This is a genomic window from Leptospira idonii (assembly GCF_004770995.1).
Taxonomy (GTDB): Bacteria; Spirochaetota; Leptospiria; order Leptospirales; family Leptospiraceae; genus Leptospira_A; species Leptospira_A idonii.
Map to the genome: position 1 here is coordinate 62,982 of NZ_RQHW01000016.1, position 14,904 is coordinate 77,885.

At 40.7% G+C, this 14,904-nt stretch carries 12 protein-coding genes; 6 read left to right on the forward strand and 6 right to left on the reverse strand.

From position 1 onward, the window contains the following. Window positions 1–13 precede the first annotated feature (13 nt). Window positions 14–2,491, reverse strand: a complete 2,478-nt coding sequence (locus tag EHS15_RS05130) for a SpoIIE family protein phosphatase (RefSeq protein ID WP_135759479.1) — start codon at window positions 2,489–2,491, stop codon at window positions 14–16. Between the two features lie 104 nt (window positions 2,492–2,595). After that, window positions 2,596–3,045, reverse strand: a complete 450-nt coding sequence (locus EHS15_RS05135) for a DoxX family protein (protein WP_135759480.1) — start codon at window positions 3,043–3,045, stop codon at window positions 2,596–2,598. 738 nt (window positions 3,046–3,783) lie between these two features. Between EHS15_RS05135 and EHS15_RS05140 the strand changes: the two genes are divergently transcribed. The 5 genes from EHS15_RS05140 to EHS15_RS05160 all read left to right on the forward strand — a co-directional run bounded on the left by EHS15_RS05140 (window position 3,784) and on the right by EHS15_RS05160 (window position 9,966). Next, the gene (locus EHS15_RS05140; protein ID WP_246051903.1) at window positions 3,784–5,136 is read left to right on the forward strand and encodes a M20/M25/M40 family metallo-hydrolase; all 1,353 of its coding nucleotides are present in this window, start codon (window positions 3,784–3,786) and stop codon (window positions 5,134–5,136) included. Window positions 5,137–5,266: 130 nt separating this feature from the next. Continuing rightward, the gene (locus EHS15_RS05145) at window positions 5,267–6,199 is read left to right on the forward strand and encodes a prolipoprotein diacylglyceryl transferase (protein ID WP_135759482.1); all 933 of its coding nucleotides are present in this window, start codon (window positions 5,267–5,269) and stop codon (window positions 6,197–6,199) included. Further along, window positions 6,196–7,032, forward strand: a complete 837-nt coding sequence (locus tag EHS15_RS05150; RefSeq protein ID WP_135759483.1) for a crotonase/enoyl-CoA hydratase family protein — start codon at window positions 6,196–6,198, stop codon at window positions 7,030–7,032. The genes EHS15_RS05145 and EHS15_RS05150 overlap by 4 nt, the downstream gene beginning before the upstream one ends. A gap of 235 nt (window positions 7,033–7,267) precedes the next feature. Then, entirely contained in the window at window positions 7,268–8,119 is an 852-nt protein-coding gene (locus tag EHS15_RS05155; RefSeq protein ID WP_135759484.1) for a tetratricopeptide repeat protein, read from the forward strand. After that, window positions 8,116–9,966, forward strand: a complete 1,851-nt coding sequence (locus EHS15_RS05160) for an AAA domain-containing protein (RefSeq protein WP_135759485.1) — start codon at window positions 8,116–8,118, stop codon at window positions 9,964–9,966. Before EHS15_RS05155 ends, EHS15_RS05160 begins: the two co-directional genes overlap by 4 nt. Here the strand turns inward: EHS15_RS05160 and EHS15_RS05165 are convergent. Genes EHS15_RS05165 through EHS15_RS05175 form a run of 3 tightly spaced genes read right to left on the reverse strand, consistent with a single transcriptional unit; the run spans window position 9,944 to window position 11,223 of the window. After that, window positions 9,944–10,243, reverse strand: coding sequence for a hypothetical protein (locus EHS15_RS05165; RefSeq protein WP_135759486.1), 300 nt, complete (start codon window positions 10,241–10,243; stop codon window positions 9,944–9,946). The two genes, EHS15_RS05160 and EHS15_RS05165, sit on opposite strands and share 23 nt — an antisense overlap. Before the next feature lie 6 nt (window positions 10,244–10,249). Further along, window positions 10,250–10,585 (reverse strand): hypothetical protein, encoded by a 336-nt coding sequence (locus EHS15_RS05170; protein ID WP_135759487.1) that lies wholly within the window; start codon window positions 10,583–10,585, stop codon window positions 10,250–10,252. Next, window positions 10,570–11,223, reverse strand: coding sequence for an adenylate/guanylate cyclase domain-containing protein (locus tag EHS15_RS05175; RefSeq protein ID WP_135759488.1), 654 nt, complete (start codon window positions 11,221–11,223; stop codon window positions 10,570–10,572). The genes EHS15_RS05170 and EHS15_RS05175 overlap by 16 nt, the downstream gene beginning before the upstream one ends. Before the next feature lie 72 nt (window positions 11,224–11,295). On the opposite strand from EHS15_RS05175, the gene EHS15_RS05180 reads away from it, so the two are divergent. Further along, window positions 11,296–14,304, forward strand: coding sequence for a PAS domain S-box protein (locus tag EHS15_RS05180; RefSeq protein WP_135759489.1), 3,009 nt, complete (start codon window positions 11,296–11,298; stop codon window positions 14,302–14,304). 84 nt (window positions 14,305–14,388) lie between these two features. Here the strand turns inward: EHS15_RS05180 and EHS15_RS05185 are convergent, their stop codons facing one another. After that, on the reverse strand, window positions 14,389–14,904 hold the full coding sequence (locus EHS15_RS05185) for an Lsa16 family lipoprotein adhesin (RefSeq protein WP_135759490.1): 516 nt from the start codon (window positions 14,902–14,904) through the stop codon (window positions 14,389–14,391).

The window sequence follows — 14,904 nt, forward strand, 5'->3', positions numbered from 1 at the left end:
GTTAAGAACATTTTTATGCAGGCTGATTCAGTTTTTCCAAGATTCTTTCCAACTGGCCGATTCGTTTGTGATCCGGTGCGATCCTTTTTGCTTCCGCAAGCAGATCCGCAGAACGTTTCCAATTCTTCAATTTGATATGAATGAAGGAAAGATTGAGAAGGGTTTTCAAATTTTCAGGCTCTCTCAAACGAACTCTTTCTGCGATGTCTGCGGAATCTTTCCAATCTCCCATATGATATTTATTCAAGGAAGCAAGAAAGAGAACTCTTGTCTCTTCCGGGAAAAACTGAATGATCTCTTCGCAAACCAGAAACGATTCCTTAAACAACTTTTTCTTATGAAGAGTGATCGCATCCTTCCACATAGGTTTCAAATCCATAGAATGAGTTTGTTCCGGAGAATATTCGATTCTAAGAAGAGATAAATCGTCAGTCAAATCACCGAAGCCTTGTATGTGTTCTGCGATCTTCGCGAGATTGCCCTCTCCTTTTTCCACAAACCGAAGGAATTTGGTTTCATCCTCATTGATGATCCTTTTGTTTTCTCCTTCCGTTGTTTCAGTCGTTCCGATCAAAACATCGTCTCTTCCGTCGGAACCGGAAATCAAAATATCTCCCGATTTCATAGAGAAGATACGCACGCTTAAATTCCCTTCCGTAATGCGAATCCCCAATTTACGAAGCTGCATCTCTTTGTCCAAAAAGTCAGCGATACCATCCCGATACAATACCAAGCTGGGATGTTCCGCATTGATGTAATAAACGGTTCCCGTTTTATCGTCAACTAACCCTAACACAACGGAAACGAGCATGCTTCCGTCGAAAGTTTCGAATACCTTTTGTAATTCCAAAAATGCGTTTTTCAGCCAACGCTCCGGATAGAGATCGGAAGCTTCTTTTGTCATCTTTGTTCTTTCGATAATGGCGGCAAAAACGGATCCCAAAACAAGAACCCCTCCCGCACCTTGGATGGATTTCCCCATAGCATCCGCATTGACGAAAACTGTATAACTTTTCTCCTTCAGAAGAAGGGTATGAGTGACACACAAGTCTCCGCCGATCTCGGAATCCCATTGTTTGAACTGGAATTTCTTTTTCTGGCGGATCCAAAATTCTATCTTAACATCTTTGTTGATGGAAAGATTGGAACCTAACGGGCGCAAAAGAAGGGATGTCAAAAAATAATCTCCATCCTGCTGTGCTTTAAGTTCTTTGATATTTTCCAAACTGATGGAAAGTTCTTTCGTTCTTTCCACTACCTTGTTTTCCAAAGTCGCATTTAGAATTTCAGTTTGGCGGTGGATTTCACTGAATTTGTCCGCCAAAATGGTAGCAATCCCCAACATATAAATACAGAAAGTGTATTTGGAAAGGGCAAAACCCGAATTAAATATCAAAGAATCCAAAATGTCGAAAATAGCGGATACGATCAGAACGATGGTACCGAACATTAGATTTTTAGAATATTTTATCTTCTCTCTGACCGCTCGAAACAAAGAATGAACGATGATCGGAAATCCTATAAGAAAAGCGGCGCCCTGCCATACACGAAGCACCATCTCACAAAGATACAACGGTGAAAATAAAGTGACTGCGGAAATGGCCAAATGGAAGTAAAAAAGATATTTCTGAACGCGATTGATGGAATTGAAATAAAAGAAAGAAAAGAACTGAAAGAAAAAGGAGAAGAACAGATATAAAACGATGAGTTCTACTTTTTGTGTGATGACACTGTCCAATCCCAGTTCGAAGATCTCGTTGGATCTTGTGAAAAAATAAATTCCGGAACCGATCGCAAAGCCTCCGAAATACAAGTTGTAAATTTCTTTTTTTCTTTTGCTGAATAGGAAAAGATGATACAACCCGATGACAACATATACCAAAATCAAACCGAGAGAAGTTCTGTCTCCGGAAGCATACTTCAGATCATCGTAGTATCCTATCGTGTAACCTCTTGAAAAATACAAACCGGTGTGATCGAATCTAGGATCTCCGCTGATTTTAAGAACGATACGATTTGAGTCCGGTTTTAGAATATGTTTCGGGATATGATAGACTTGTCCCCTAACAGTTCTATGATGAACTACGCTTTCCCCTTCGATTTTTCCTTCCGAAGCGATTTCTTTCCCGTTGATGAAAATGGTGAAAACTTCTCCGATCTCTCCGAAACGAATTCCTATCTCTTTTTCTTTCGCTAAAAACTCTGTGGATAAATCGAAGTCGGCGATTAAAGTGAATGTGGCGAAGGAAGAGTCGATTTTATAAAATTGATTGAGCCAAATGGGAAATGATTTCGCCTCTTTCCAATCTTCCGAAGGAAGATAAGTGGGAGAAAGATATTCTGACTTGTAGTCATTATTTAATTTCCAAATTTTTGGCTGGCAGACCGATCCGGAACAGTTTTGCGAAAGATCAAAACTTTCTTCTGCGGAAAGAGTAAAAGTAAAAACAAAAAAAAGCAGGGAAAGGAAAAGAGAACGAAATTTCAACATTTGATTTGTATCTTCGTAAAGAAATTGTCACGAAAGGTCAAATCAAATTAGTGAATGTATCGATCTTTCGATCAGACCGATCCACTCACCTAACAAAATTTAAATTATCTTAGAATTTGACTGAGAAACAAATCCAAAGAGAAAGCACCACCGCCGGTAAATCCTAGCGCAATGCCTAGTCCGATCGCAAGAATATGAAATTCATATCCTTCCCCTTTTTGTGCACCGGACCAATTGATGAAAAAGCCGTTCTGTCTGTGAGCGAGGAAAGCCGCACCGAACATGATGATCGCTATGGAAATGGCGGAAAAACGGGTGAGGAACCCTAAGATCAAAGCAGCGGATCCGAAAGATTCACCTATGATCACAAGAAAAGCGACGATTCCGGGAAGCCCCACTTGACCTGTCAAAAAACCGAAAGTTCCTTTAAAACCGTAACCGCCGAACCAGCCCAAAAGTTTTTGGGCCCCATGAGGGAAAATTACGATTCCTAAAGTCAATCGCAGAAGGAAAGGCACCCAGTCGTTGGAAGTAGAGAGTAGTTGTTCTAACATAAATGATCCTTATCTAATACTTAGATAATCAATAGTTCAATATTAAACTATATACAGTCAAACTATTTTTGTTTCCATGCCCGAGAAATCAAATCCATTCCATCTCTATCTATATGCGACTGTAGGTCCTAGGTGGATCCAACTTAAGTTTCAGCCAGCAAGAAACCATCCAAAATAACATCAATTCATTTGTTATAACAGATATTTCTTTTCCTGGATTTTCCTACTCACTCCCTTCCTTGGGCAAATGCCCTGATTCACTCAAACTACCGCAGATCTGCTTAGAATTATTTTTGCTTTCGGTTCGAGAGAAACATGGGCATTTTCTGTTCTTAGTTTTTTTATCTGATCCATCTTTTCGGAATCAAACCGGTTCTGATTCTGCAAAATGTGATGGTTTCCCTTTGGGTATTCGTTTACTGTGCCGTTCGAATTGTAGACGTTTCCAAAATCGATTTCTCTCAGGAAACGATCCCTTCTCCACCATAGGATGGTTATCTGGAGACTTATAAGGAAACAAATCACATGACTAACGAATTTCAAAACAAAGTAGTTTTCATCACAGGCGCGGAATTTATTTTAGATGCAGGGCTATTGGCTAGATAAACTATGAAACCAAACAAATCCTTTTTTTTCCGGACTCAAAAATCAATCGTTTTACACTTATTTGGTGTTTGTTTTTTATTAGGAACAAATTCCTGCACTTTTTCTCCCATTCAGAAAATAAACCTAAAGCCATTGAAGGTAAATGTAGATTGGGAAAAAAGAAACAAAGAAGCGGTCAAAATATTACAAGATATTCTGAAGATACAGTCTGACCGTAAAAACGAGATATTGGTTGCGAAATATTTTCAATCCGTTTTAGCCAAAGAAGGAATCCCTTCCCGCATCTATTCTCCTCCAGGAAAACCGGATCATGCAAACTTAGTCGCAGTACTGGAAACGACAAACAAAACCCAGGAGAAGGGACTCATTTTAGCAAACCATATCGATGTGGTGGAAGCGGATCCGAAAGAATGGGATGTACCTCCTTATTCAGGAATCATCAAGGACGGTAGAATCTGGGGAAGAGGCGCGATCGATATGAAGGGAATGGCGGTGATGCAGCTTATGGCCTTCCTGGAATTAAAACGTTCCAAAATCCCTTTGGAGAGAAAAGTCATGTTTCTTGCGTTAGCCGATGAAGAATCCGGTTCCAAATACGGAGCGGCTTATATGATTTCCGAATACAAAAACCTATTCGACGGTTACGGTTGGATGATCGGAGAAGGAGGAATCGCTGTCAAAGGGGCGATTACAGGAAACTCCACCGTCTTTAACATTCAATATGCGGAAAAAGGAAATATTTGGCTGAAACTGATCGCAAAAGGCCAAAGCGGCCACGGAAGCACTCCTCCTAACGAATACGCATCCTTGAATCTTTTGAACTTCTACAAAGAAGTATTGAGTATTGATACGAGCATAAAAATCACGGACGAAACCAAGGGCTTTTTCTACCAACTGGGGAGTGTCAGCAACTTTCCGAATTCCTTCTTCTTGAAAAACGCATCGAATCCCATATTCAAACCATTACTTTCCGGACCGATTCGAAAAAATCGACACCTAACAGCAATGACAACCAATACGAAATCCATCACCGGTTTGCATACCAACGAAGAAACGACCGGCTATAATGTCCTAAACGGAGAAGTGGTCGGAAAATTGGACATCAGAGTGTTGCCCGGAACAGATACAAAAGAATATATAGAAGACATCCGAAAAATCGCAAAAAAATATTCCATCGAAGTGGTCATTTTCGATGAAATCAGCCCGGATTCCTCCCCCATCGATTCCGTATTATTTCAGACTCTTGCCAATGTTTCCGTTTCCAAAGTGGAGAACAGCGTGGCGGCGCCGTTTTTATCTCCCGGCAAAACGGACAACTCTCGTTTCCGCAGAATCGGAATCGACGCTTACGGTTTGATCCCTGCCGTATTGGAGCCTACCGATTTGGATTCCATGCACGGAAAAAACGAAAATATAAAAATCGAAAATTTGAAACTAGGGAGCACCATATTGTTCGAAACCATCTTACAATTAAATGGACTTTGAGTTTTTCTTTCCTTTTTTGCCCGAGGGACGGGCAGAAAAGGAAAAGCAGTTCCGAATAAAGTCCCCAAACCCTTTCCCATTCTTCACAAATTCTCCTTTCCTATCTTCCCCCCATTTTTAGCCTAAACCTATGCTAGATTATATTCCATTCATCCGTATCCCTGTGATTCTTGAGAACGGTCTTTCTACTTTCAGCTTACTGATGATGCTTGCCTTCTTGGTAGGTTCCTTTCTTTTGCCCAAGGAATTCGAAAGAAGAAAGTTGGATCCATCCCATTCGGATTGGCTCATTTTTTTAGGTATTTTAGGCACCTTGATCGGTGCTAAGATTTTCTTTATTTTCGAGATTTGGGACCAAATCTTTGTTAGCATTCCCGGCTATGACGGAAAATATCTCTATCCACTCACCCATTGGGACGGTTTCCCCGGCCAAAGAGGTCTTTGGAGTTCTCTTTTCAGCGGAGGCGGCCTCGTTTTCTTCGGAGGTATGTTATTCGGCCTTCTTTTTATCACTCTTTATTTCAGATACTTCAAACTAGACACAGGAAGTTATTTGGATGCGATCGCCCCAGCAATGAGCATCGGTTATGCGATCGGAAGATTGGGATGTTTCGTCAGCGGGGACGGATGTTACGGTTTCGCTACAGACGCACATATTCCTTTATTCGTTTTCGAATTCCACGGCGCCCATCCTTCCGGAGTTCCCGTATGGAATACTCCCGTTATGGAGTCCCTAATGGCATTCGCATATTTCGCTTATTTTCAATATTGGGCACGTTATCAGAATTTCAAAAAATGGAGCTTATCCGCTCAGTTTTTTATGATCCACGGTACGGCAAGATTACTCATCGAGTTTTTAAGAGTGAACAAAGCGGTATTCCCTTTTGTCGATCCTCCTGAAATCGTTAACATTCCCGATGCGAACGGAAATCCCACCTTTCTTTCCGGATACTATTGGCACGGTTTTTCCCAATCCCAATATATTTCACTCGCATTGATTTTAATCGGTGTTATAGTTTTTGTAAAAGGTAAACTTTGGCAAAAAGAGGTTCAATCTGCATGAAATCTTTTCCCTTTTTTGAAATCGAACAAGATAAAAACGTAGCGATTCTTTATCTAAATAAGCCGGAGAAAAGAAATGCGATGGATTGGTCTTTTTGGAGAGACCTTCCCCTTGCAATAGATTTCATCAACCAAGAACCTAGCATTCACGCTTATATCATTGCTGCCCGTGGAAAATCCTTTTCCACAGGTCTCGACTTGGATCATTTTTTCAACGAGTTCGGAAGTCTCATACAAGGAGAATTAGGCGACGGTAGAGAAAAACTCTATCACCTCATTCTCACCATGCAAAAAGGAATCAATGCGGTTTACAACTCTCCGAAACCTTCCGTAGCACTCATCCAAAAACACTGCATCGGAGGAGGACTAGATCTCATCTCCGCATGTGATGTTCGTTATTCGACAAAAGATGCAGTGTTTTCCCTTAGAGAAGCAAAAGTTGGAATCGTAGCGGATATGGGCTCCCTGCAAAGACTACCCTCCATCATCGGAGGAGGAAACACAAAAGAGCTGGCTCTTACCGGCAAAGACATAGATGCAGACGAAGCACTTCGAATGGGACTTGTGACCAAAGTCACTGCGGATTACGAAACACTATTTCAAGAAGGTTTGAAAACGGCACACGAGATCGCAGAAAATCCTACTCTTGTAGTAAGAGGCGTCAAACAAGTGCTCAATTATGGCGTAGGGAAATCGATCGATGACAGCTTGAACTATGTAGCGGTTTGGAATTCATCGATGCTCGATTCCAAAGATTTCCGCGCAGCCATCCAGGGATTCAGGGAGCGAAAACGCCCCTACTTCAATTTGGAAACCAGAAGAACGGAAAATTAACAGTAGATGTCCAGTAGTCTTTGGGGAGATGTTTGTGCGGATACATTCTCCTCTACTGCTAATTTTACCAATTTCTCTTGCAATTCCGAATTCGCCCGGAAAATCTCCTTAGGCAAATTGACTACATTCTGGAGGTTAATTCCATTAGTGACCATGCTAACTCTCCTTTGGGTTCTATACTCCCCATTCTATATCTCGACAGTATTCGAAAAACCTTGAGAGTTTTCTAAAAAATATGAATCGTTTTATTGCATTGATCCGGGAGGCAAAAGCCAAGGAAGAGAATAGAGAGTTCACCAAGGCGTTCAATCTATATGCGGAAAGCGAAAAATTCACTACGGACGAATCCGCACTTATCAAAATCAAAGCAAAAAAGGCATGGTGCCTGCATTCCGTAGGCAATCCTCAAGAAACGGAAACATTGTTTATGGGGATCTTGGATCAATTCCATACCCATCCCCTCAGTATCACAGTTTACTCCAGATACCTCATCAAATTAAAAAAATTCAAAAGTGCCAAGACACTTCTGCGGACGGGGATAGAACAATTTCCTTCCTATATGGAAAACTATCTTATCCTCGCTTCCCTGCTGAAAGATATGGAAAGATCGAAGGAAGCGATCGATGTATTGAAGTTAGCTCTTTCCAGAGAGGATTTAAGCAGGGGAAAAGGAATCGAAAGGAAGGATATTTGGGCGGAACTAGGATCTTTGTATTTCTCCAGAGGGGATTTCAACTCCGCATTGGCTTGTCTGAAAAAAGCACTGAAGCTGGACAATGCGGAAGATTTTCTTTACTACGATCTATTAGCACTCTGTTATCTGGAATTTGAAGATTATGAAAACGCACTGGGAAGCATCAACACTTTCATGCAGTACAGAGGGGATGCAGATGCGGAAAATCTGATCATATTTGCCCGCATCAAATGCAGATTAGGTTATGTAGACGAAGCGGCTCAAATCCTTATCCAAGCTTATTCTTACGAAGATTCCCTCAGCTTAAAACCTCACGACTTTTTGGACTTCGCTCCTCTCTTAAGAAACGGCTTTTTTACCACATTAGAAAATGTAGATTGGGAAGATGAATGACATCATATCGTTACGAGACATGGGAAGAAGAAATTGCAGCAATCGAAAATGCGGTTCTAAAAGAAAGAGAGCTGGAAAGAGAATCGTTTCAAAATTCCAAAAAGAATGCAAAACTCGCAAAAACAATCAAGTCCTTAAGTTTGGAAGATCAAACCTACTCTTCCGGAGAAGTTTGGAAATTACATCTTACAGCGACCCATTCCCTATCGGAAAACTCATGGATGAGACAGGGAACGCCTGTGATTCTAGAGTCGGGAGAATTTTCCCTTGTTTCGCAAGTCTATCAAATCAAAGACAAAACAATCATCTTACAATACAAAGGTGAAAAAGACATTCCTGAAGATGAATCATTCACTCTTTCTCAATGGTATTCCGAATCGACCTACGATGCTTATTTGGAAGCGATTCGAAATTTACGCAAAAAAGAAGAGAGAGATGCGAAGGACATTTCCTCTTGGATTTTAGGATATGCCCAAAACGAAAAACCTAGTTCTCCAAAAAACAAAGAAGAAGCGTCTCCTTTGGAAAAGGTTCTGAATCTAAGAGATTATGGTTTTATCTACGGTCCTCCCGGAACAGGAAAAACGACCCTTCTTGTTTCTGCCGTAAAAACATGGAGCAATGAGAAAAAAAGCATACTTGCATTGGCGCCTACTAATTTTGCCTGCGACTATCTGGTAGAATCCTCCGCAAAGGAAGGTTTACATCCGATCCGACTGGGTTCCTCTTCCAAGATCAGGGAATCGGTTCAAAAATATCTTTTGGATGTACAGTTGGAATCCTCCCTTGAAAACAAACAAATACAAGTTTGGCGAAGAGAATGGAGAGATCTGAAGAAAAAAGCAGGCGCCTGGAAAAGAAATTTCGGAGCGGAAGAAAGAGAGGAAAGAAAACAACTTCATTCCGAAGCAAAATCACTTCTAAAATCGATAGATACTCTTCAAAAAAACACTAAGGAAAAAATACTCAGAGATGCGGATCTAATCGTTTCTACTTTTTTAGGCGCTTGGCATCTTTACGAGGAAGGAAAAAAATTCGATTACGTCATAGTGGACGAAGCGACACAGGCTTGGGAAAGCGCTTGTTATATGGCGATTCTATTGGGAAAAACCGTTTTATTTGCGGGAGATCCGAAACAACTTCCCCCTACTCTTTCCGATGAAAATTCAATCTTGTCTCATAGCTTTTTGGAAAAGGGAATCGAAAGAGACGACGGAACCAGAACCGTCTTCCTGGACACTCAGTACAGAATGCCGGAAGAAATCGTCCGTTTCTCCAATCAGGAATTTTACGAATCCAAACTCAAAACGAAGTCCGAAAAAAGCCCTTTTTTAGATCCAGAAGTAGAAACGATATTTCAGTCCGATAAAAAATTGATCTGGATCGATACTGCAGGATCGGATGCGGAAGAAGAATCCAACGACGAAGATGAATCTCTTTACAACAAAACGGAGATAGATCTCATTCTATCCCTCCTAAAATCGAATTTGGACTTTTCCAAAACTGCGATTTTATCACCTTATCGCAAGCAGGTGGAAGTTTTGGAAGCTCAGGTTCGCAAAGAATTTCCTGATGCGGAGATTTTGCCCATCATACAAACCATAGATTCTTTCCAGGGAAGAGAATCGGAAACAGTCATTTTATCTTTTGTCAGAACGAACGACGAAGGGGAACTGGGATTTCTGAAAGACTATAGAAGATTGAACGTCGGTCTAACAAGGGCTAAATCGAATTTGATCCTGATTGGAAACAGCGTCACACTTACCGGAGACAAAACATACAGGCGACTTTACGATTTGGTGGAAGCCGCAGGAGAACATAAATCTATTTTTGAATTTCTATATTGAACTTTTTCATATAAATATATGCGGCGACATGTCCTGAAGTGATAAGTAGCGCATAACTGAAAATCACTAGAATCCACTGGACGATCGAAGAAGAAAAGGCGACAAACAGAAAACTCAGAGGCATTCCTAAAACGGAAAAAGCAAATCCCAAAAAGTAAAAAAACAAAAAATCATATTTTTGATCCGTCTTGGATTGAATCAGAAAATTCGCCAGCCAATACAAAGGGAAACAAGCTAATGTGAAAACGGGATGATAAAGAATAAATAGTAGAATCATATATTTTTACTGTTTTTTGATAAAAGGGAAAACGTATCTGGAAAGATGAATTCCCAAGACGGGAGAAATCAGAAGCAAAGTCCAGAACACAATCGGAGATTGGAAATGGAGGATGATGCTGAGAAAAAATCCTAAAAAACCTACGATCGTAGAGAAAGGCAAAGCGAATCCGAAACTAGGAAGAAATGCATTCGGAGGATTGATCTTAGTCAATTTTCCTATGAAATACATGAGAGAATAAGAAATCAAAAAAACAGTCAATGAAAAGTAAGGAAGTAGAAGATAAATCCCAAACAAAGCGTTCGTTTCGTTTACAGCAGTATCCATTACATCACCACCCATTTTGAATCGTCCAAAGAATATAACAATCGATAGGCTCCATCCGAACCGGGAGGGACATCTTCGATCTCTGCAAATCCGTAACCGGAGGCGGTTTCCGCATTTTCTTTTACGGAACTAGTCACTAGAATGTCCCAAGCTTTGGCAGTATCTTCACCTAACTTAGAAGCTGCGTTCACTTCGGATCCGAACACATCCGTATCCCCTATCTTCAGAATTTTTCCGTATCCTAAACCCACGCAAAGAAGAATTTGTTCCTCTGCCAGTTTACCTTCATTATATTTCTTTACAGTTTTCTGCATTTGGATCGCACATTGAATGGCCTTATTCGTATTTCGAAACAAAACCAAAAAACTGTCACCTTCATCTTTCAATAGAATGCCGTCGTATTCATCCAGAACGGGAATGAGAATTCTTTGAGATTCGTAAATGGTCTGCAAAAAGTGAATGATCCCGAACTTTGCCACTCCTCTAGAAAACCCTGACAAATCGGTAAACATAACACACCAGGATTCACCGAAAAGATCCCAAATTCGATTATCAATAAATTCTTTATCAGCTCCCGGTTTTAACCTTTCTTCCAAAAGTTTTTCCAGGCGTTCTTCCGAAGCGGAGGTTGCAATTGTTCTCTTCTGACCCATAGTGATTAAAAGAATAGAATCCTTCCAAATTCTATTGTCAAAACCTATTTAAAATTGAATATAGGAGCCTAGATGAGCAGCCAATTCCATGAGGAAACCGCATTTAGGCAGATCTTCGATAGAGACCCGGAAGTCATCGTAGTATTCAGCCCAAGCACAGGCAAATTCATAGAAGCCAATCCTGCTGCGGAAAGATTTTTCGGATACTCTAGAGAAGAAATACTCACGATGACCCCTGCCGATTTAAGTCCCGATTTTCAACCGGACGGAAAAAAATCCTCAGTGGCAGCTCAGGAAGAAATTGCGATTTCTTTCACGAAAAGTGCGCATATATTCGATTGGCTGCACTGGAATCGAGACAAAACGCCCATCCATTGCGAAGTACAGGTCATTATCATTCCCGCATCAGACGGATCTCCTTTGGTGAGAGGGGTAATCCGAGACAAAACCCAAGTCGCCGCATTAGAACAGGAAGTCGCTGAGAAGGAAAAATTTATTTCCAAAATCACTAGAGAAATCCCCGGATTCATCTACATCCATAATCTTGTTAAACAAAAATATACATTCACAAATAGAGACCTCGGAAAGTTCTTAGGATATGAAATCGGAGAGATCGATCCTAAGGATTTGGAGACGACCGAGTTTGTCGCCAAACACATACATAGCGAAGATAAAGAAATCATGGCTTTTCACGTAAGTGAAATGAGAAAACTCTCCATCAACGAATCGAGAGAGATCCAATTCAGAATCATCAAAAAATGCGGGGAATGCATTTGGCTGAAAACGATCGAAACCGTTTTCACCTGCGACGGCCAAGGAAACATCCTGGAATTATTAGGATTCGCTCAAGACATCACTGAAGTTAAAGAACAGGAGATAAAACTTAAAGAAAGCGATTATCGTTACATCACTATTGCGGAACAAAGCGGACAGATCGTTTACGACTATGATATTCCTACGGGGAAAATTTACTGGGAAGGTGCCATCAAAGAGATATTAGGTTATACTAAAGAGGAAATGAACCGAGTGGACATCAACAAATGGGAAACCTTGGTGCATCCGGACGATTTAGGAAGGGTCTTGAACAATTTGACCTACTGCCTCCAAAACCAAATGTCTTTTTATGATTTTTACAGAATCCGATCGATCCACGGCAAATACGTAGATGTGGAAGAAAGAGGAATTTATATCAAAGGGGACTCTTTTCGTCAACCTCGTATGTTCGGTGTTTTGGAAGACGTAACCGTAAAAAGGAAAACCAAAGAAGAGTCGAAAAAAAACGAAGAAAGATTCAGAATCGTTGCGGAACAGACAGGGCAGATGGTTTACGAACTGGATGTTCAGTCAGGAGAGATCATCTGGAGAGGTGCTATCCAAAAAGTAACCGGTTATACGGAAGAAGAATTCAAGTCGGTCAATTTGGAAGCCCACAGCGAATGGATTCATGAAGAGGATAGAATCTCTTCCCTACAAACACTGGAAGCCGCAAAACTAGGAAGCGGAATTTATAACGATACCTATCGATTCAAAAGGAAAAATGGAGACTATATCTATATCGCAGATAGAGGGATCTTCGTAAAAAATAGATTAGGTGAACCGATTAAAATGTTCGGAGTGATGGAAGACATCCATCAAAAGAGACTTTATGAAGAGGAATTGAAAGCCAACGAAGAAAGGTTCAGGACTTTTTACCAGCTTTCCAACGAAGCGGTTCTCATCGTCGATCCTATGCACGGAACCATTTTAGATACCAATCCTGCCTTACAAAAGTTATTCGACATGAGCAAAGAAGAAGTTCTTTCCTCCTCTTTGGAAGATCTTTTTTCAAGAAGTTCCATCCTGCAGGATCTAAAGACGATCAATAAAGATCCGATTACCCCTGTGTCTTTGGAGGGTAAAACGAAACTAGGAAAAAAAATTCCACTGCTTGTGACAGGAAGACTCTTTATCATCGGGCTCCAAGAAAGATTTTTGATCTCCGCATTGGATCTCAGCCATTTACAGGAAGCGGAAACCTTAAGAAGAGCGATTTTGGACATTGAAGAAAGAAACAGAATGATCCAAGAACAAAAAGGAGAATTGGAATCTGCGATCGATACTTTAAAGAAAACTCAGAACCAATTGATACTCTCCGAAAAAATGGCATCTCTGGGACAACTCATCGCAGGGATCGCCCACGAAATCAACAATCCCATCGGCGCCATGAAGGCATCCAGCGAACTCATCCAGGACAGTTTGGAAAACCTGCAATCCAATATGGATCGATTTATGAATCTATTCCGGGACAATCCTCCTCATCTTTTACAGGATGTAAAGTCATGGATCTCCTCCTCTTCCAAACTGGACAATATGCTTCACGGAATGGAAGCTAGAAGACAAAAACGAACGTTAGCCGAAGAGCTGACAAAATTGGGTGTATCAAATCCAGGTTATATTGCGGATGAAATCATAGACGTAGGAATTCAGGACAGTTTTTCATTTATCGAATCCCTATCCTCCTACCCTAATTTTCAGGAAATATTCGTCTTCGGGTTGTATCATATACGTTCCTTCCAACATTTAAACTCGATTCGGGAATCGATCAATCGGATCGCAAAGATCGTATATGCCTTAAAGAACTTTTCTCATATAGATAGCGTAGGCAAAAAAGTAAGAACGAACGTCGTAAAAAATATAGAAACGGTTCTTACGATCCATCAAAACCATATCAAAAAAGGAGTTGAGATCGTAAAACATTTCGACAATTGCCCGGAAATTCTATGTTATGCGGACGATCTTATGCAGGCATGGACCAATTTGATCTTCAATTCCATCCAGGCGATGAACTTTAAAGGAATTCTTACCATCCGTCTCATCAATACCGATTCTCACATCATTGTAGCCATAGCGGACAACGGACCAGGGATTCCTTCTGAGATCCAAGGCAGAATCTTCGAACCTTTTTTTACAACGAAAGACCCCGGAGAAGGGAGCGGTCTAGGTTTGGATATAGTGAAAAAAATCGTAGAGAAACATGAAGGAGAAGTAAGATTCACTTCTTCGAAAGAAGGAACTGAATTTAGAGTGTATCTCCCTAAATAAAAAAAGCTCCCGAGATTCCCGGAAGCTTTTTAAGAAAGGCTGCCTGCAGACATTCATCCGCAGACTTTAAATTCGATCTGAAACTTAGTTCTGTTTCAAAGGGTTTTTATCGATGTATTCGCCTTCTTCCATTCCTTTCGTCAATTCTTCCAAAGGAATTTTATCTTTAGGAAGAGACTTCAAAGAACCCCACTCGTATCCTTTCGGATAGTGTTCTTTGTCGTTCGGATCGTAAAAATATTTATATTCCTTCACAAGACCTTTGGAATAACGCCAAACGCTTTTTTCAGGATCTTGGTTCACTACGAAACATTTAGGATTCATATAACCTTCGTTTTTCGCAGTTTGCACTTTTATGAAGTTTTTAGGTTCCCAAACGTTGTGGTTTCTGTTTCCAAAAATCTTCACAACGGTTCCTACGGGAACGTATTCCACTACAGGAGATTTATCGTCCGCTTCCGTATAAAGAGGAACAGTAAAGTCCAAAGTGGCTTTATTCGTTTTTGCATCACAAAGTTTATGCCAAGTGACTTGTGCATTATTAGAACAGTTCGCTAAGAAACCGAAACCAACAGCAGCAATTACTAATACTTTTTTCAT

Bases quoted from the DNA above. Each gene is read 5' to 3' on its own strand.
- EHS15_RS05130 (WP_135759479.1), bottom strand. From the start codon at position 2,491: ATGTTGAAATTTCGTTCTCTTTTCCTTTCCCTGCTTTTTTTTGTTTTT.
- EHS15_RS05135 (WP_135759480.1), bottom strand. From the start codon at position 3,045: ATGTTAGAACAACTACTCTCTACTTCCAACGACTGGGTGCCTTTCCTT.
- EHS15_RS05145 (WP_135759482.1), top strand. From the start codon at position 5,267: ATGCTAGATTATATTCCATTCATCCGTATCCCTGTGATTCTTGAGAAC.
- EHS15_RS05150 (WP_135759483.1), top strand. From the start codon at position 6,196: ATGAAATCTTTTCCCTTTTTTGAAATCGAACAAGATAAAAACGTAGCG.
- EHS15_RS05155 (WP_135759484.1), top strand. From the start codon at position 7,268: ATGAATCGTTTTATTGCATTGATCCGGGAGGCAAAAGCCAAGGAAGAG.
- EHS15_RS05160 (WP_135759485.1), top strand. From the start codon at position 8,116: ATGACATCATATCGTTACGAGACATGGGAAGAAGAAATTGCAGCAATC.
- EHS15_RS05165 (WP_135759486.1), bottom strand. From the start codon at position 10,243: ATGATTCTACTATTTATTCTTTATCATCCCGTTTTCACATTAGCTTGT.
- EHS15_RS05170 (WP_135759487.1), bottom strand. From the start codon at position 10,585: ATGGGTGGTGATGTAATGGATACTGCTGTAAACGAAACGAACGCTTTG.
- EHS15_RS05175 (WP_135759488.1), bottom strand. From the start codon at position 11,223: ATGGGTCAGAAGAGAACAATTGCAACCTCCGCTTCGGAAGAACGCCTG.
- EHS15_RS05180 (WP_135759489.1), top strand. From the start codon at position 11,296: ATGAGCAGCCAATTCCATGAGGAAACCGCATTTAGGCAGATCTTCGAT.
- EHS15_RS05185 (WP_135759490.1), bottom strand. From the start codon at position 14,904: ATGAAAAAAGTATTAGTAATTGCTGCTGTTGGTTTCGGTTTCTTAGCG.